Here is an 18,683-nt window from a genome sequence, read left to right as displayed (position 1 = left end):
GATAAAACGCGACAAGGTCGAGCGTGGGCGACCAGAAGCGGCCAGGAAGCTGGCCACCCTGGGCGAACGGGGCCTCCATCAAAAAAGCGTTTACAACCGGGGGCACCGGACCAGCCGCCTCATTAGGCACAGTTAGTTTTGATTGTCCGAATATGAATTCGGTTAGAATGTCATCGTCGGATGGATAAAGCTGTCCAGTATTGCCAGCGTCGCCTGGACGGTAGTGTTCACTAAACACTCGGCGAGAGCGAGCTTCTGATGCCAGCGTTGCTCGAGAACGTAGAGCAGATCGCAAGCGATTTGGCCGAACTTGGCTTTGAGCCTGGAACCGGCCCCGCATTGCGAATGTTTTAACAATGCGGATTGCCAATTTTGCAAAAGGAAAATGCTACGTGACCAAGTTTTTTGTTGTCGTCGTCATCATTCTGGTCGTTGGCCTCGCAATTCGTCACTTCATGAGGACTGACGCAGGCCAAACGCAAAAGCAACCGGGGTTCAGAGAGTTCGTGAAGAATCCAGAACTTTGGAACGACATGATCGCCGAGCATGAGGAAGTCGACGCGACCGCAAAGCAGGCAGAAGCGTGGAATGCCGAAGAGATTCGAAGCAACGTTGTTAGGTACGTTTTCGCTCCCGAAACGCCACGAGAACTTTGGGGCCTGGGCCGAGCACTCAAATCTTTATCGCCTCGGACGAATGATGCGTTGTTGTCAATCCTAAGGGACAATTCGAAGCAGGAGCGGCTAGCCAGGCTGCAGCAGGGAGATCTTTTAGAGGAGGCCCCCGTTATGCGAGTCTGTGAATTGTTCAAAGGGAACATGCCAGCGGAGGCATTTCCGTTGCTGCAACCATTCCTTGCTCACGAGTCCGACGAGATTCGCAAGAGTTGTATCTTGGCCATCGCCGAAACAGGCTCGGCCGAATCCTTACCTGTCATCGAGCAAGGGCTCAATGACGAAGACGAGTATGTTCGCTCTTACGCCCTGATGGGTATGCAGAGGGCGATAGAAGCCAACAAGCTGTCGCCGACTGTAGCCACAGGCGTGGTACCATCACTCGAGTCTCTAATTCGGCAGGATCGAAATGTTGACGATGCCGCCCGCATCCTGACGCAAGTTAATTTTTCGCGAGCTGAATCGTTCCTTCTATCGGAGGAAATTCTCGATACCGACAAAAGGTATCTTCACGAAATTCTACGGGTGATCAATCAATTCAATCTGCAAATCGAGCGGAATACGGTCAGGTCACTGATTCTGACGTACGCCGACCGAGACATGAAGTACCCCATCAACTACGCTTTGGGCGAGTCGCTCGCATTGCTCGGCAAACACAAGATGGCGGAGGATATCGCTGTCCTGGAGGAGTACAGCAATCACTCCGACGATCATGTGTCCGAAGGGGCTGCCCGAGGGTTGATAGCCAGTCATGACCTGCAAAACTTCGAAGACCGGATTTGGGCAAAAGAGAAATCCAGCGGCTGGGAGTCTCTGAATAAAGAGCAGCAAATGTACTCAGCAGTGTTTTGGCTGGATGCCGAGGTCAATAATGGCGGGCATTCTCAGTACTTTTTCAACTCAGCAGGCAACAACTGGCAAGTCGCTCGCGAAGGTCTGAAGGCGATGGGATCGACGGAGCGGCTACCGACATTTGAGGGCGTCTTGAGCTTGTTCGGGGACGAGAAACCGTTCCCTGATCGAGAGAAGCGACAGGAGCAACTGGCTGCTGTGTACGCGAACAACGAGAAGGCATTCGATGAATACGACTCAAAGTACTACGCAGCAAATGAGAGCGTCGAAGTACTGTCACGACGATTCGTGATTAAAAACGCAGACAAGTTCAAATAGCGATAGCGTCCATCATCAAATTATTTTGGAACGACTGTCATGATTCGAGACGAGACGCCTGACATCGTGAAACTAGCGAATGCGGCAACGGAACTAGCGACCAGCGACGAATCGAGCTACGTAGGCCGTCGAAACATCTAACCAACCATTTATCTAACCAACCACCCACCGAACCCTTTTCATTTCTCTTCTCCTTGTTGAGGGTGATTAGGCGATGTTTGAACGAGGTTCGTGGGGCACTGCAAAACTCAAATGATGAGCGCAATGCCACTGCTGCAATAGAAGCCACTGCTCCCGGTTTAACCGCCCGAGCATCGGATAGGTCTCAACGAATTTGGTGTCGGGCTGCATTAGGGTATCGCAAAGTTCATAAAAGCGATTCGCACAGAATTCTTCATCAAGATGTGCGGACGGCTGAATCTGCTTTGGAGCCTTTCCACGCAATTTCGACGGCTTCCCAACACGCAACGTGCGGCTGAACATCACTCGAAACAGTGGCCGCAAAAGAACAGGGAACGTGAACTCAGCACCGGTGAGCGTCATCTGCAACGAAAGATTCAGGTGGTCGAGAATCTGGGCGAGACTCCATTGCCCAGACAACTCATTGCCAACTTGACGCAAGTGACGAACGTCCTCGCAAGCGGCGTTCAAATTGGGAAAGCACAGATCCATTCGTCTTTGAGGCATTCAGAGTTCTCTCTCGATGTTTTTGTAACAGGTCATTGCAGAATAAAAGCGGTAGAATGGCAGACAAAAACAGTATCCGTCATACCGACCGGATAATACGACCTTGTTAAGTCCCGAGAGTATGTTCGTTGGCAGTCTTCGGTGTCAAGCAAACGGATCGGTACGAGGACACCATCTCCTTCTGAGATCGATGAGCCGATTGTTCGTATCAAAAAGCGGATCAACGATCTTGGTGTTACGTCGAAAGCGAGAAGATCTTTTGAACAAGGCCAAATTTCTGACACTGACGAACTTGTTAGGCTGTCGAAAGCAGAGCTGAATGAGCGCTGGGGCGACCGGCATTGGAATCTCTACAGCGAAACCACACGAATACTGGAGGGACTTGGCTACGACATCAGTGATCGCTCACGGTGGTAGGCACATCGTCATCCGTTAACAACAACTTGCGGGTGGCGCTCCGTCAAGAGCACGCAGTTTCCGTCAGGATCAGCGAGGGTTGCAGATCTGCCCCACTGGGCATCATGTGGTGCTCGTTTGACTGTACCACCCCGTGCTCTAGATGGTCGGATTCATAAAACGCAAAAAACGTAAACACAAGCCGAAGCGGAAAAAGCCGAAATCCATTCGCTGCAGCATTGGCACTGAGGCTGCGACTCAAGACGAGTCGCCGTCGATATTTGAAATCACCGAATCGGAGGTTGACGCATGGTTCTCTTCTCATTGGTTTTGTACGGAGAGGGCAACGTAGCCTGATTCTCCGAGTCGGGCAGTGCGAAGGCCCGACTCGGAGAGTCAGGCTACAAAGCCCCGAAATCTCAGCTGTACAACCTTGGTGAGGATTCTGCTCAGAGCGAAAATGTGGTTGAGTCGTATCCGGAAGTTGCTGAGGATCTTTCGCGCTACTTAGAAAGCGAACGTGCAACCATTCCCAAGACCAAGCCGATTGGCTGGATCAACATCAACGTCAAGAAACGTGGTATGTAGAATTGAGCCTTCTCGAAAGCAGTCGATCGAATTGCCGTAGTGGGATTCGCCAGAATTCCTTTTCCTTGTTGCGTTTTCAACTACAGCGAGGACTTCTGGCGAAGTCCACTACATGAAAGCTAGCGACTTCGGATTTCTGGCGAAATCCACTACACCGAAATCGAAGTTTGACAAAACTCCTATCTATCCTCAGTTGTTAGTTGGGATGGCTAGCACGTTGCAGAGCTTCGATGCTGCCACCGACAATCGCATCGATGTTGGCTTCGATCTTTTCGATGTTGTTGAACGGGTAGGTCGAAAACCCGCTCATGTCGCGATTGGCTGAGCTGGTGATCAGGCGTACGCCGTGTGCGATTTGACAGAACTTGCCGATCCGCAAACGCTCTAATCTGAGCGGTAGCATCAAGATGGTGCCAATATGAAACGGCAACTTCGCCCGAACACCGAATACAATGCCTAATCCCGCCGACTTCTTCACACCCTTTAAAAAAGTTTCCGGCGTATCGACCACTGAGTTTCGAAAGAACAATGACCCAAGCTAATCCAAACGCTCATCTCCCTGCCGTGACAAAATATTGCAGGATTGCGACGCATTGGTTCATGGTTTGATGCGTATTTTTTAGTACGATTAACCGCGTCATCAATATAGGAAGTTTTGAAATGGAATGGCTCCTCTATTTCGATGCCTACACCCGCAAACAATACGAAGGCCTGAAGACTCGAGATTTCGAGAACTGGACCTCCGTCACCGACAAGCTGGTCATGCCCAAGGGTATCCGCCATGGAACTCCGTTTCCCGTTTCGGAGGAGGTTCTCGAACAACTCCTCGCCACAAGCAAAAAGAAATAGTCCTGGAATCGACAATGAAATCCATCCTCACGTTACTGTCGCTGCTTGTTCTGGTCCCACAGGCACGCGTTGCCGCCCAACAGCCCAACATCGTCGTGCTTCTGGCCGATGACTTGGGATGGAACGCAGTTGGCTACCACAATGACGAATTCCAGACGGCCAACATTGATTCGATCGCGTCGAACGGCTTGGAATTAGACCGCTTTTACGTAGCCCCAATGTGCAGTCCGACACGGGCGGGGTTCATGACAGGCCGCTACCCAATCCGTTTCGGTCTAGCGAGAGCGGTGATTCCGCCGCAGCGTGACTTCGGGCTGCCCCCGTCGGAGACCACGATTGGTGAAATGCTCGGGCAATTTGGTTACGAACACCGAGCCGTTTTCGGCAAGTGGCACCTCGGGCATCGAAGAGCAAAGTGGCATCCACTGGCCCAGGGCTTTACCCACTTTCACGGCCACTACAACGGCGCGATCGATTACTTTGAGTTGACTCGTGAGGAGACTCGTGACTGGCACGTTGGCTATGAACCTTCCGACGAACAAGGTTACGCGACGGACCTGATCGCGGATGCCGCCGCCGACTGGATCACTCGGCAGGCCAAAGCCGATTCGCCCTACTTCTGCTACGTGCCATTCAACGCGCCGCATTCACCGTTTCAAGCACCGGATGAAGCAATCGCAAAATACGGAAGTCTAAGTGGCGACGCGTCGAAGAGCGAAGAGTACCGCGAAATCTACAAGGCGATGATTGGGCGGATGGACGAAGGCATCGGTCAAATCCTCGATGCAATCGAGTCATCGGGAGAAGCCGACAACACGATCGTTTGGTTTTTCAGTGACAACGGTGGCGTCAGTAATTTGAAAAATTTGAATACTCCGCTACGTGGCGCAAAGTTGACGGTTTACGACGGTGGGATTCGAGTGCCGGCCTGCGTACGTTGGCCGGCAAAAATCCAACCGGGTCGAAAGAGCGAATTTATTTGTGGGTACATCGACTTGTTACCAACTTTGGTTTCGATAGCCGGTCACAATGCATCCACTATGTCCGCTCAGCCGCTCGATGGGATCGACCTGACCGATCTGTTGACCGGAGAAGCCGACAAGACGAGTGACCGGGCATGGTATTCTTATCACGGTCAAGGCGGCGAAGAAGCGGAGCATCTTGCGGTCATCGAGTCCGGTTGGAAGCTGAAGGTCAATGGTCCCCGACTGACAAGCGTCGATCAGTTGACGGACGACTCACGGCAGATCGAGTTGTTTCAGATCTCCACGGACCCCTTGGAAGAAAACGATGTGAAGGACCACCATCCGGAGATGGTTCGAAAGCTCGGTGAGCTACTCGTTCAACATCGAACCCTACAACCGAAGCGTTCGGTTCCAAGGTATCGAGTCGGAAAAGCCGGTTTCGTACCGCCGAAGAACTGGAAGCTCGACCCTGAGTATCCCAACAAGCTTGTCGGGAGCTCGAAGAAGTGAGGCCACTGTCAAAGCAGTTCAGGGCTGGGTAAAGAACGTTTGGCAGGAAGATGGTGGCAGGAAAATGTTCATGCTCGAATCTTCCTGCCACTATTTTTCTGCCGATACGCAAGATCGATAGCGTTGTATCAACCAAGATTAAGACACATCGCAATTTGGCTATTCACTGCTTGCGTGAGCTTCTCAAGCATCGCGACCGCCGAGCCCAACCGGCCGGATGTGCTTTTCATTACGATTGATCACCTGAACGATTACGTCGCCATTCTCGGTGGGCACCCGGATGTCAGGACACCCAACCTGGATCGACTCGCCGCCTTGTCAGTGAATTTCACTAACGTTCATGCCGCTAGTCCTGTCTGCAACCGTTCGGTACGCAAGTCACCATGCTCGTCAAACCTCGTCGGGATTGAAACCGTCGAATGAGCTTTCTCGATGTCAAAAACAAGGTCTATTATCGTCTTTTGCGGTCGAGTTGATGTCCTTGGTGGCGCGACCGGAGCGACTTTCGTCGTATTGTTCGTGACCTCGATTGGATTAACCTCTGCACCGAAACGGCGATACCGGCGAACGTCGGTGGCCACGCCCGAAGATAAAAACGCCACGGCGAACTGGCGAGCTGCAGACGAGCCGCGTCGCCGCCAGAAAACGCGGAACGCCTGCGGGTAGACCCGCCCGTGTTTTGTTGACGGCCGACTCGGCTTCGGTGACAATGCGTTCCTCATCGCCACCGCGCACCGAGACGTTCTCCCCCCACACAGGAACCCCGCCTTGTCTTTGATTCGCTTTCAATCGCTAAAACCCTTTTCCACCAGATCAACCTGCGCCATCGTGTTCGCCTGCTTACTGACGATCCCAGCGGTCGGCGATGTCGCCGGGGCAGCTGATCGTCCCAACATCCTCTGGATCACTAGCGAGGATAACGGCGTCTCCTGGGTCAGTTGTTACGGAGGCACCAACGCCCAAACCCCGGCGATCGACCAACTGGCCAAAGAAGGATTTCGCTACACACATTGCTTTGACAACGCCGCCGTCTGCGCTCCGACACGTTCCTGCTGGATCACCGGCATGTATGCGATCTCCAACGGCACCCAACCGATGCGCAGCCGGAATGAGATCCCGCACGACAAGATCAAGTACTACCCCGACCTGTTGCGCCAGGCCGGTTATCACACCTCCAATCCCGGCAAGACGGATTACAACATCGGCGGTCGTGGCGACAAAGAGTGCTGGGACTTCAAGGGCGGCAAGGGCAAGTCACAGTACGGTTGGAAACATCGGAGACCGGGACAGCCGTTCTTTGCCGTCGTTAACTTTACGGACAGCCATGAAAGTCGCGCCCACGGCAACGTCGAAAACACCAAGAACGATCCGGCCAAGATGAAACTATTTTCTTACCATCCCGATCTGCCCGTGATCCGCAAGAATTATGCGAAGTACGCCGACGCGGTCGAGAACATGGATCGCAAGGTCCATGACACGCTCGAAGAACTCAAAAAAGACGGGCTCTACGACGACACGATCATCATTTACAACTCCGACCACGGCGGCGTGATGGCGCGGAGCAAACGGTTCCTTTATTCCAGCGGCGTGCATTGCCCGCTGGTCGTCAGAATTCCGGAGAAATGGAAACAGTTTTATCCGGCCGAAAAACCTGGCATGACGGTCGATCGGATCGTCAGTTTTGTCGACATGCCCAAAACCTGGCTCAGCTTGGCCGGTGCCCCCATTCCCGATCAATTCCAAGGCACCATTTTTCTGGGGGGCGGCACCGAACCGGCGCCGAAGTATCACCTCGGTTTCCGTGAACGCGCCGACGAACGACTGGACAATGTGCGTTTGATGCGTGACGAGCGTTTCGCCTATCACAAAAACTACATGCCTTACGCACCTGCCGGACAACACCTGGCGTATCTCTGGAAAGCGCCACTGACGCCGGCCTGGGAACAGCACCATCGCGATGGCAAAACCAACGCCATCACCGGACGATTCTTCCGCCCCCGCGTCTCCGAAGAGTTTTACGACACCGAGGTCGATTTCGATAACGTCCACAACTTGATCGACGCTCCCGAGCATCAACAGAAGATTGCCGAGTTGAAGCAAGCGCTGCGGGCCAAGCAGTTGGAACTGCGTGACTCGGGATTGATGCCCGAAAAGATGCGTGATCGTCGCGCCGCGGCCAACAACATGACACTTTACGCAATGGTGCGGGACGAATCTTTGTACCCGTTGGAAAAATACCTGGACGCCGCCGACGTAGCGCTCGCCCGGGACAAAGGTCGGTTGCAATCGCTTGTCAATCAGATGGCCGATTCAGACGAGGCGATGCGTTGGTGGGCAGTCGTCGGAATCCACCTGCTGGGCGACGACGCCCGTCCCGCCGCGGCCGACTTGGAACGTGCCTTGCAAGACGATGCCCACGAAGTCCGCATGATGGCCGCTTGGACGCTGATCAATCTGGGGCAATCGGACAAAGGGATCGCCTGCCTGGACGAACTGCTGTTCGATGGAACGAACAACGAAACGATGCTCGAAAACGTCATCGACTGGATCGGCGAGCCGGCTCTTCCGCTGGTCAAGAAGTACATTGACCAGGGCAGGACGCGGAAAGGCAAATATGGCATCGGAATCTTCGGCCGCATCGCTGAACTCAATGGCTGGTGAGAGCGCGGGAGAATGGCAGAACAAAGGCGAGCAGAAAAATGGTGTCGCCGGGAAAGTACGAGGGGCAAGACGATGTTGACAATATCGAACTCAGGAAAAGCGGTGAATAAGATTTTCTTAAAAACGATATGCGTAGCGATTCTGATTTGCAGCGGCGCTGCGATTGCCCAAGAGACGTTGCCGCCCCTGGGCGGATCGCCGGCTCCGCAATCCCATCAAGAACTTTGGGCGGCTTTTGATCCTCGCGCCGAACCATTGGACGTTGAAATCCTGAAGGAGTGGGAACAGGAAGGTGTCGTCTTGCAAGTGTTGCGATTCCGCATCGGAATCTTCAACGGAGAAACAGCGATGCTGGCCGGTGTCTATGGATTCCCCAAGGATGGAAAAAATCTTCCGGGACTGCTGCAGATTCACGGGGGTGGGCAATATGCGGATTATCGCGCGCCGCTAGCCAACGCAAAGCGGGGCTATGCCACCATTTCAATCTCCTGGGCGGGCCGCATCAGTGCTCCCGATTACAAGGTATCACCCGCTGTAGTCAAACTGTTTTGGGAGGGAAAAACGGACGATCCGAACTATCACTTGACGACCGACTGGGGTGCAGTGGATGGCTATCATGCGCCATCGCGGAATGCGAACAATAGGTTTCCCAAAATTCCGGAACCGGCTTCCTGGACGCTGGATGAAGTGAAGTCGCCACGGAACAACGGCTGGTTCTTGTGTACTCTTGCCGCACGACGGGCACTTACTTTTTTGGAACAGCAACCACACGTGGATGCCGACCGGCTAGGAGTTTACGGACATTCCATGGGTGGGAAGCTGACTGTGATGACCGCCGGATCCGATGCACGTGTGAAAGCAGCGGTGCCTTCCTGTGGCGGGATCAGCGATCGTGATAACGACGATCCCTTGTTCCGCGCGACACTTGGCGATGACGTCTATCTGAACAATATTCATTGCCCGATCCTGTTTCAAAGTCCAGCCAACGATTTTCACGGACGCATCGATGATTTGCAGACTGCCGTTACCGAGATCCAGACCGATGACTGGCGTGTAACCTGCGCCCCGCATCATAACCATCAGGATACGAAGAACTACGAAGTGGCCTCGCAGCTATGGTTTGACGAGCACTTGAAGGGTTCTTTCGAATGGCCGAAAACACCCGTAACTGAATTGAAACTGGGGAAAATCCCACAATTTACCGTGACGCCTGATCAGTCGAAGCCGGTCTTGGCGGTCGATGTCTTCTATACCCGCCATGGACAGATGGACGGCAAGATGGATGATCGTGAAAACACCAAAGCGCGGTACTGGCATCATGCCAAAGCGGTGAAGCAGGGCGATGTCTGGACGGCAGACCTGCCACTATTTGGAATCGACAAGCCGCTCTGGGTTTACGCCAACGTGCTCTATCCGCTGGATCAACCGGTGAGCGGTGCCGGCTATTACTACCGCGAATACACCACCGACCAGTTCAATCTCTCTTCGAAAATGGAGAGGGTCTCGGTGGAAAAGCTGAAAGTGGCCGGAGTGGAATCAACGCTTGAACCATCGCTAGTGATCGAATCGTTTGACGGCGATTGGCAAAAGGGTTTGTTCTCCTATCGACCGGACCAGTGGGGACGCAATACACACAAGGTCTATGATCCGCGATGGAAGGCCCCCGCAGGTGCGAAGCTGGCTTTTGAAGTAAAAGCAGCCGAAGCAAATACCATGGTGGTCGGAATTGACGAATATGCCACCGAGGTGGAAGTGCAGGGCAACGGGAAGTGGCAGGAAGTGATTTTATCGCTCGCAGACTTTTCCAATGCAGCGGGTGAAGGGCTTGCCGGTTGGGAAGGCATTCGTGAACTGCGGCTCGCGGCCGACGACAGGCTGAAAGAAAAAGTGAACGGCAAAGACGAAACCTTGAACTTGGGAGGAACGTGGAGCGGTGACGATCCCGAGTTCCGCAATCTTCGCTGGATGAATTCCAGATGACACTTCTGCCCTACCTGAAATGATTGCGAAGAGAAAACATGAAAACGATACAGTCGAGTTCACTACCCATTTTGTTTGTCTTGCTGAGTGCAAGTCTTGCGCATGCGGATTCAAACGTGGTGATTGAAACCGCCTTGGCGGCAAGCGGTTTTGTGAAATTGCAGTTGCCTGCTGCATCCCGCCAACCGATCACGACCAATCAGAAGACAAGCAATGACTCATTACGTGTGTTGACCGATGGCAAGCTCGCTGCTGGCTTTGGGCCGATCTTTGGAAATGGGGTTCGAAACGGTGCCTACAAAATGGATCTGGGCGCGGTCAAGCCCGTATCGGCTATCACCAGTTGGTCGCACAACCAAGCGAGCAAACGCAGCACGCAAAAGCTGACGATCTACGGCAGCCGTTCCTCCACCGACCCCGGTTGGGACCTGAGCAAGTTCACCGAGCTTGGCAGGATCGACACCAGCGGCAGTGAGGGCAAGTTTACCGCCGCGTCTCTGCGGGCTACCGACGATGCATCACTGGGAAATTTCCGTTGGATCGTCTGGGCGGTTTCACCGGTGAGCGATTTAGGTGGTGGTGAAAACACCGCCTTTCAAGAGCTTGCTGTCGAGGCCGAATTGACTGAGGCTGAAAAGGCTTTTGCGGCGATCAAGCGGCCCAATATCGTCTTCCTGATGACCGATGACCAGCGTTGGGACACGCTCGGTTGTTACGGCAGAACCGACGTGGTCACTCCGAACATTGACAAGCTCGCTGCGCAAGGCGTGGTCTTTGACAATGCGTATTACGCGGTGGCGATTTGCATGCCCAGTCGTGCGACGATGTTTACCGGACGCTACTTTTCGGATCACCGATCCGGGTTCACGTATCCCTACAATCGAACACTGCCCAAAGAAGAGTTTGCCGAAAGCTATCCTGCCAAGCTGAGACAAGTGGGATATCGCACGGGCTTCGTGGGTAAGTTTGGAATCCGTTTGGAAGACTCACGCAACACGGCCATCGAGCACTTTGACTATTTTGTTGAAGGAAACCGTGTGGCCGTGCCAAGTGACGATCCTGGTTTGAAACAGATCTATCGCGGTGACCGCCCAGCCAATGAGCGCACTCTGAAGAAGGGTGACGCGATGATCCGTTTCTTGGAGACACAACCGAAACAGCAACCTTTCTGTCTGTCTATTAGTTTCGACGCGGTAAAGAACGATCGGGATAGTGACATGTATCCTCCGCACGTGGAAATCTTCAGAGACAAGCAGATGTGGGTACCTGAGAACTGGGTGGAAGGGAAAAGCGAGAGGCTTCCCAAAGTGCTGGACCATTGCCGAGGCACGTATCTGCATGTGGCAAGAACCTCAACACCCGAGTTGTATCAAAGGCTCGCTCGCCGCTTTGCAGTTCAGGGCTATTCCGTCGATCAGCAAGTGGGCCGGTTGATGACGAAGCTCGAAGAGATGGGTGTGTTGGAAAACACCATCGTTATCTACACCAGTGACAATGGTCGCTTCCACGGCTCACAAGGACTGTATGACAAAGCGATTCTCTACGACGAGGCGATGAAAGAGCCGTTGATCGTTTTCGATGGAAGGGCGCCACAATCACAGCGTGGGCGCAGGGTGGATGCGATGGTTTCCTCCGTCGATGTCGCGCCGACGATTCTTTCGCTGGCAGGCGTCGAGGCTCCGGAGATCATGAAAGGGCGTGACTTGAGCGGACTGCTCAGCGGCACGCAGGATATGTCGCAGTGGCGTGATGCGGTTCTGATCGAGAACTTCTTTCTACAAGAAATCTTCTCGTCCGCTAGGAACAAGCATGCTGATATCGCCAAGATCAACGACGAGATCATTGCTGGAAACCGATCTTATCGCACTCGAGGCGTACGGACGGATCGCTACAAATATTTCAGTTATTACGAGCACACCCCGGTGATCGAAGAACTGTACGATCTGGACGCGGATCCTCACGAACAGAACAACCTTGTCTCCAATCCGGAATACGCTGAGCTTCTATCCAAGCTGAGAAAAAAGACGGAGGAACTCTTAGCGGAAGCGACAAGGTAGCGTCGTGTTTGAACGGTAGTGAGATTCGCCAGATTTCCTTAGTCCCGAAGGGACGGCATGCTGTAGCCACGGGTGCCAACCCGTGGATGCGAAAACGAACATGATCACGAAGCCCCGGAGGGGCGACATGCATTGGTGGCGTGATGGTTCCTGTCGTCCCTTCGGGACTATCGGCGCAGCGCGGATTCCGTTTCCATGGGCTGACGCCCATGGCTACATCATATCGCCACTTCGTGGCTGGAACGCCTTGCCTCTTCGTGGGTGTTGGAACGCTCTTCTTGCTCGTCCCATTCTTGACAGTGGTTTCCGTTCCGGCAGCGAATGGAGCACTCTGTTGAATCGTCTCCCAACGAGCCAGAGCGGGAACCCAGAAAACGTTCTCTTCTAGGTAGTAGTCGCGAACTTCGATTTCGTCCGCGAGCACCAGCTCATATTCGGCATCGTCATAGTCGGCCGGATATATGTTGAAGACAACGGAACTGAACATCGCCGTCGGCGTAGCAAAACTTGGTGCTGGGGGGATCATCAGCCTTCCTTTCGATCCTCAGGGGCTTCGTCATCCAACTCAACGTCGCAGCGAGTCTAGGTAAACGTTCGGAAATAGCTTCGGCGTTTTAAATGTTTTTGGATGGACATGGGCCCTACGGTGACGCTTTGGAGGTAGTGGATGAGGTTACGAGTCCCCGCGATTTTGCGAGATGACGGGACTCGTGGCCCTGTCCATTACGGTGAGGATGTGGGTGCGACTCGGTGAGTCTGACCGGTTGGGCTTCGCTAAAAAAATCGTTTGATGTGACCGGAGATGAAGTGAGATGGCGCATGACTTGCTCGAGTCGATGCGTCAAATGGAGAAACTCTTCTTCCCACGTTTAACATGAAAGGTCTGGTATGTTCTATCACGACGGCGGCAAGCTTCAATATCCGGTTCGCGTTGAAAAACCAAGCCCAATCTTTGCCAAAGCGCTCCAGCAAGCGATTGGTGGTATCCAGGGTGAAGTTCGCGTTTGCTTGCAATATCTTTTTCAGGCTTGGGGCGCACGGGGGCCAGCGAAGTATCGAGACATGTTGCTCGAAACGGGTACCGAAGAGATGGCCCATATTGAAATGCTGGCAACCGCGGTGGCATTGAACCTGGAAGGTGCGCCTCTGGAACAAGAGGAAGCAGCGAAAGACCCGCTGGTGATGGCGGCAATGGGTGGCATGAATATTCAACATGCGATCGGCACCTGTATGGCCGCGATGCCGGTCGACAGCGAAGGCGTGCCGTTCAATTGCAGCCACGTGTACGCGAGCGGAAACGTGGCCGCCGACATGTTGGCCAACGCGACTGCGGAATCGACCGGACGCATGCTGGCGGTTCAGTTGTGGAAAATGACCGACGATCCTGGCATGAAAGATATGTTGAGTTACATGATCGCACGCGACACCATGCACCAAAATCAATGGCTCGCGGCTTGGGAAGAGTTAGGTGGTCCGGAGAATCATCCGATCCCGAACTCGTTCCCACAAGAGAAGGAGAACGGTGATTACGCGTACGCGTTCATGTCCTTCGGCATTGGCGATGACTTTAAAACGCCAAGCGGCGAATGGACCAAGGGCAAGTCGTTTGACGGAAAAGGTTCCAACTCGGTGGTCAGAATGCGACCACTGGGTGATAAACCGCAGTTGGGTGCCGCTTCGCCGAAGACGGCGGCTCAGAAAGATCAGATGACGAAGTAGCTGTAAGCTTGAACCCTAGGTCAGTCGATTCGAAGGAGACATGATGAAAAGTGGTATGAAACGACGTGAAGCGGTCGGCACGGTGCTAACCGCTGGCGTCGGTGGTTTAGCAGGCTTTCTGGCAAGCCGTCCAGCGCAAGCTTCCGACAACAGTGCTTCGGTGACGGACGTGTTTTGCTCGGAGCTAACACTTTCCCCGCAAAGTTCGTTGCAGGACAAACGAGCGAATCAGTTGCGTGAATTTGTGCCAACACGCGTTCGTTCTGGACATGTGTTCTGCACACTCACGTCGCAGGATCCGAAGAACCCGGCAATCACCTCCGTGTACGCGGCTCCGTCTGTACGTGACGGCCAGCCTGGAGCAGAGATCACGATTCACTTTTTGGGACAGCCTCAAAGTGACGTACAACTGAGCCTTCTGCACGTAGGCGTGTCTGGCTAAGCCGGGCAGTTCGCCACCGTTTTGCGAAAATTTGGAATCCGCCACGATCGTTTTCGGTCGTGGCGGATTTTTGTAATCATTATTCGACTCTTCCCAAGCATCCTGACGATTGGATGGGACTGGCTTGGATGGTGACTGAATTATCGCATGAGGCGATTGAGAAATCCGCAGGGACGGTTCGCTGTTCCAAGGGTCTCGGAAGTTGCGTCCGACGGGGATGTCATCGTTCGCTACCAAGGTCCTGCTGCTGGCTTCAACGCTTTTAAGAACTCCGCCGCGCAAGTAGCGAATTTGCTTGAATAAGTCGCGCCGGAGTCGGGTGGGGTGGTTGGTAAACCGGGGTTGGGGGCTAACTCTGGGTGCGGCCCGACTCGGAGAGTCGGGCTACGGGTCATTTCGTCTGGAACGATTTGCTTTGAACGAGTGCGTGAATGAACTCGCTGACGGCGAACTCTTTGCTCTTCGCGGAGCTGACAATTTCGTTTGCCAGGTCCTCGTCGGTGAATCCGAACGGGCGGCCTAACGCGTACTCGATCAGGTGTTCGGTGAATCCGCGGGCGAAGTCTTCTTCTCGATCTGCGATCAGGTCGCGTAGTTCGTGGTAGTCGCCGAAGGCTGGTCCGTTGTGGAATGCACCCGAGGCGTCGATGGTCCAGGTCTTTCCTTTCTTCCCTTTTCCTCCGGCATGGTCCGCGGTGCGCCACTTACCGGCAGCGTTCCAGTTCTCCAGCCCGAAACCGATCGGATCGATCTTGCGGTGGCAACTAGCGCACTGGGCTTCTTGCTGATGGGCAAGCAGCCGCTGGCGTGTGGTGAGCACCTGGTCATTCAGCCGTGAAAGTTGCGGGACGTTCGGTGGTGCTGGCGGTGGTGGATCGTTCAAGAGGTGACGCAAGACCCAGGCACCACGTTCGACAGGACTGCTAACGACGCCGTCGCTGCCCATCGCGTGGATGGCGGCCATGCCGAGTAATCCACCTCGCGGCGAGTCGGCGGGCAGTTTGACTTTACGGAACTTGTCACCCGTGACGCCTTCGATGCCGTAGTAGGTGGCGAGCAGGCCGTTGACGAACACATAGTCGCTCTTCAGCAGCTTCCCCAGCCGTCCGGCAGCAGAGTAACGAGTAGCCTGACTCTCCGAGTCGGGCAATTTGCTAGGCCCGACTCGGAGAGTCAGGCTACTGAGTGTCGGGCTACTGGGACTTGGGCTACGCAGCAGGTGGGCGAACGACTGATAAACCTCTTCACGCGTGGCTGCCCTGGTGCTTTCATCAAAATCCCGGTGCAGGTTGACGTCGAACTGAAAGAAATCGAGTCGCTCCATGTCCAACCATTGGTGGACAAAGCCGGCCACGAATTCATCGCTGCGTGGATCAGCAATCAGTCGATCAACCTGCTGACGAAGCGTTTTCGGGAGATGCAGCTTGTTCTGTTCTGCGAGCCGTAGCAGTTCCGCATCCGGCGGTCCACTCCAGAGGAAGTAGGAAAGCCGCACGGCGAGCTCGCGATCATTGAGCTGACGTCGATTGGCTTCGTCACCTGGTTCGTAGAGATAGAGAAAACCGGGCGAAGCAAGAATAACACTGAGCGGCGTTCGAATTGCCACATCAAAAGAATCTCCGGCTTTGCGACGCGATTCATAAATTGCAACAAGCTTGTCGATGAAATCGGACTCTGGCGACACATCCCGAAACGCCGTCTTAGCAAAGTCGGTCAGGATGACGCGAGCACGTTCGGACAACGTCCCAGTACGATAGGCTTCCAAGCCTGTCGATTCAGCACTGGACGGCCTTGAAAGGCCATTGTACGACTCAGTCCGGGCAGCGTGCTCCTCAAGAATCGCCTGCAACGGCGATCGCGTCGTTGAACTATCAAACGGACCTTCCCATTCGACCCAGTCGACCCAAAGAGCAGGAATTGGCCCGATTCCGGTTTCTTTCTTGGCAGCTCTGTAGCGTGCGTTATCCATCTTCGGGTCACGCTTCTCGCGCAAAGCGAATTTGCGTGGGCCGTTACCCGAAAGTTGAACCGGTACTTCGATAATCTGAGGCTTGTCCGTCGACCCCGTGATCTGGAAGGTCGCCAGATGATTGAACTGGTCCTTACCCGGAACGGCACCAAGATCGACAAAGTGACGTTCACTCGGCGTTCCCTCGACGGCACCAATGCGAAATCGCAGCTTGTAGTCACCCGCGGGCAGGGACTCCACAACGTGCCTTGTTTTTCGCCAGCCAGAGGGTTGTTCCGGTGGCAGCGCGATGAACTCTTCTTTGTTGACCGGGGTGATGGTCAGGAACGATCCGGTTTTCGTGAGCGGATCATCGAGGTATCGACGATAGGTTGGCCCGTTTTCATCGAACTGACGTATGCGGAACTTCGCTTCCTGTTCATCAACGATCCCCTTCTGCGGCTTGCCAGTCTCCAGAAACGCTTTCGCTCTGTCATGGCCGCGTTTAAAGTAACCGTTGTACGTGCCACCAACCTTTGCATTGGCATGCAGTTCAACTTCGCGGCGTTGAATCCATTGTTTGCGGGGTGCGGCGTGAGGTCCTTCGAGTTCGACCCAGTCGATCCAGATGGCGGGCGGGTGGCCGTAGCCGTTTTTTTTCTTCCACTTGTTGTGCGCATCCCAGAGGGCTTTGAGGTTGCCGTTGTTGGGCTGTTTCTCCTGCACCGCGAACTCGCGAATCGTATTGGCGGTGACCTCAAGTGGCATTTCGATCGTTTCGGGATTCTCGATGGTTCCGGTGACCTGGTGACTGCTGATCGCCCGGCCTTCGAGTCCCCAGTTTCGGGAAGCGATTTGGCGTTGAGGATGCCCCACCTGGATGAAACGTCGCGAGGCGGGTGTGCCTTCGACCGCGCCCACGCGGACTCGCAAGATGTACTTTCCAAGAGGAAGTTTCTCGGGTGCGACGATGACTCGGCCCGTTCCGTGGGCGAGCTTCAAATAGGCTCCGCGATCACGATGTGGCAGGCTCGCGTATTGCTTGTGATAGGCCAGGTTGCGCCGATCGGCATCGGGATTGCCGGCAGCGGCTTTTTGCGAGTCCCGAAAACCGAACTCTTTCGGATCAGGTGTTCCGTCAAGGCGGTCGGCGTAAGCGTAGAAGCGAGTGGGGTGGTCGATAAACCGATCCGTTTTACGAATCTCCGCGATCCTCGCCTGATTCTCAGCAGTCTTAGCGGCTTCGTCCACTCCCATTTTCCAGCGGGTGAAGCGGGCATATTCGTCTTCAATGTCCGCGATCTGTTTTTCGTTCGCCGGATTAATCGTCGTTTCAGGTTCGACTCGGACGATTATCGATTCCATCGACTCTGATTCCGCCGACTCTGATTTCCGGGCCGCCTGGCGCACGAAGGCTTCATCAACGGCTTGGCGTCCCAGCTTCAGATACTGTTCGAACTGATCACTGGAGATAAATTGCGATGCACCGACGGTATCAAACGTTCCCGATCCACCGTCGCTGGGCAGCGAACCGACATCGACTGTGACGCCGGTCAGATGTTCGATGGTGTTCTGGTACTCGCGCCGGTTGAGTCGACGCATCGTGATCTTGCCGCCTGAATCCGACAGCGTCTGCCGCGCGGTTACCATCGTTCGAGCCAGATCATCAAGGAAATCCGCTTTCTCCGTGTTGTCCGGCTGTTCGGAATCTTCCGGCGGCATTTCGCCAGCGTTCAGTGCGTTGAGAACTTTCTGCCAGAGTTCCGCCTGCTGGAGGGTAGTGATGCGGAATGGCAGTGTTTCCAGATCGACCTGGCCTTCCTGCGTCCCGGAATCGTGACAGTCGAAACAATGTGCTTGGAAGAACGCCTGATGTTTTTCGGGAAGCCGCGCTTCGGGCGGGGCGGATTGCGTTGGGGCAGCAAATAACAGGCAAAGGAACAGAGGTAGAGGGATTTTATTATTCATTGGACTTGAATGATGATGTCGCTCTTCGTCGTAGCCCGACTCTCCGAGTCCGGAGTCGTTTTACAAACC

At 54.3% G+C, this 18,683-nt stretch carries 11 protein-coding genes and 1 pseudogene; 9 read left to right on the top strand and 3 right to left on the bottom strand.

Translation table 11 applies throughout. From position 1 onward, the window contains the following. Positions 1 to 788 precede the first annotated feature (788 nt). Positions 789 to 1,844, top strand: a complete 1,056-nt coding sequence (locus RMSM_RS37135; protein ID WP_160168332.1) for a DMP19 family protein — start codon at positions 789 to 791, stop codon at positions 1,842 to 1,844. A 207-nt stretch (positions 1,845 to 2,051) separates the two neighbouring features. Here the strand turns inward: RMSM_RS37135 and RMSM_RS19670 are convergent, their stop codons facing one another. Together RMSM_RS19670 and RMSM_RS43810 are read right to left on the bottom strand one after the other, a co-directional pair. After that, positions 2,052 to 2,516, bottom strand: coding sequence for a DUF1569 domain-containing protein (locus RMSM_RS19670; protein ID WP_008700090.1), 465 nt, complete (start codon positions 2,514 to 2,516; stop codon positions 2,052 to 2,054). Between the two features lie 1,279 nt (positions 2,517 to 3,795). Further along, positions 3,796 to 3,894: pseudogene (locus RMSM_RS43810) on the bottom strand (CatB-related O-acetyltransferase); the annotation flags it as partial. 281 nt (positions 3,895 to 4,175) lie between these two features. Between RMSM_RS43810 and RMSM_RS19655 the strand changes: the two are divergent. The 8 genes from RMSM_RS19655 to RMSM_RS19620 all read left to right on the top strand — a co-directional run bounded on the left by RMSM_RS19655 (position 4,176) and on the right by RMSM_RS19620 (position 14,698). After that, a complete protein-coding gene (locus RMSM_RS19655) occupies positions 4,176 to 4,364 on the top strand; it encodes a glycoside hydrolase family protein (protein ID WP_008700082.1) in 189 nt (62 codons plus the stop codon). A 14-nt stretch (positions 4,365 to 4,378) separates the two neighbouring features. Then, positions 4,379 to 5,839 (top strand): sulfatase-like hydrolase/transferase, encoded by a 1,461-nt coding sequence (locus RMSM_RS19650; protein WP_008700079.1) that lies wholly within the window; start codon positions 4,379 to 4,381, stop codon positions 5,837 to 5,839. Between the two features lie 174 nt (positions 5,840 to 6,013). Further along, positions 6,014 to 6,262, top strand: coding sequence for a sulfatase-like hydrolase/transferase (locus tag RMSM_RS39980; RefSeq protein ID WP_008700077.1), 249 nt, complete (start codon positions 6,014 to 6,016; stop codon positions 6,260 to 6,262). 345 nt (positions 6,263 to 6,607) lie between these two features. After that, positions 6,608 to 8,500 (top strand): sulfatase-like hydrolase/transferase, encoded by a 1,893-nt coding sequence (locus RMSM_RS19640; protein WP_144057789.1) that lies wholly within the window; start codon positions 6,608 to 6,610, stop codon positions 8,498 to 8,500. Positions 8,501 to 8,848: 348 nt separating this feature from the next. Then, positions 8,849 to 10,480, top strand: a complete 1,632-nt coding sequence (locus RMSM_RS19635) for a dienelactone hydrolase family protein (RefSeq protein WP_236622218.1) — start codon at positions 8,849 to 8,851, stop codon at positions 10,478 to 10,480. 38 nt (positions 10,481 to 10,518) lie between these two features. Further along, complete coding sequence (locus RMSM_RS19630) at positions 10,519 to 12,537, top strand: sulfatase family protein (protein WP_008700067.1); 2,019 nt, start codon at positions 10,519 to 10,521, stop codon at positions 12,535 to 12,537. Between the two features lie 888 nt (positions 12,538 to 13,425). Further along, complete coding sequence (locus RMSM_RS19625) at positions 13,426 to 14,256, top strand: manganese catalase family protein (RefSeq protein ID WP_008700063.1); 831 nt, start codon at positions 13,426 to 13,428, stop codon at positions 14,254 to 14,256. A gap of 55 nt (positions 14,257 to 14,311) precedes the next feature. Beyond that, a complete protein-coding gene (locus RMSM_RS19620) occupies positions 14,312 to 14,698 on the top strand; it encodes a hypothetical protein (RefSeq protein ID WP_040768307.1) in 387 nt (128 codons plus the stop codon). 391 nt (positions 14,699 to 15,089) lie between these two features. Here the strand turns inward: RMSM_RS19620 and RMSM_RS42800 are convergent, their stop codons facing one another. After that, positions 15,090 to 18,614, bottom strand: coding sequence for a DUF1592 domain-containing protein (locus RMSM_RS42800; protein WP_052031712.1), 3,525 nt, complete (start codon positions 18,612 to 18,614; stop codon positions 15,090 to 15,092). Between the last annotated feature and the right edge of the window lie 69 nt (positions 18,615 to 18,683).

The organism is Rhodopirellula maiorica SM1 (genome assembly GCF_000346295.1).
Taxonomy (GTDB): Bacteria; Planctomycetota; Planctomycetia; order Pirellulales; family Pirellulaceae; genus Novipirellula; species Novipirellula maiorica.
The sequence above is the reverse complement of the archived record's forward strand: the minus strand, read 5'-3'. Positions and strand labels throughout refer to the sequence as shown.

Excerpts from the sequence above, each read along its gene's own strand:
- RMSM_RS37135 (WP_160168332.1), top strand. The coding sequence starts at position 789 with ATGCGAGTCTGTGAATTGTTCAAAGGGAACATGCCAGCGGAGGCATTT.
- RMSM_RS19670 (WP_008700090.1), bottom strand. The coding sequence starts at position 2,516 with ATGGATCTGTGCTTTCCCAATTTGAACGCCGCTTGCGAGGACGTTCGT.
- RMSM_RS19655 (WP_008700082.1), top strand. The coding sequence starts at position 4,176 with ATGGAATGGCTCCTCTATTTCGATGCCTACACCCGCAAACAATACGAA.
- RMSM_RS19650 (WP_008700079.1), top strand. The coding sequence starts at position 4,379 with ATGAAATCCATCCTCACGTTACTGTCGCTGCTTGTTCTGGTCCCACAG.
- RMSM_RS19635 (WP_236622218.1), top strand. The coding sequence starts at position 8,849 with ATGCTGGCCGGTGTCTATGGATTCCCCAAGGATGGAAAAAATCTTCCG.
- RMSM_RS19630 (WP_008700067.1), top strand. The coding sequence starts at position 10,519 with ATGAAAACGATACAGTCGAGTTCACTACCCATTTTGTTTGTCTTGCTG.
- RMSM_RS19625 (WP_008700063.1), top strand. The coding sequence starts at position 13,426 with ATGTTCTATCACGACGGCGGCAAGCTTCAATATCCGGTTCGCGTTGAA.
- RMSM_RS19620 (WP_040768307.1), top strand. The coding sequence starts at position 14,312 with ATGAAACGACGTGAAGCGGTCGGCACGGTGCTAACCGCTGGCGTCGGT.
- RMSM_RS42800 (WP_052031712.1), bottom strand. The coding sequence starts at position 18,614 with ATGAATAATAAAATCCCTCTACCTCTGTTCCTTTGCCTGTTATTTGCT.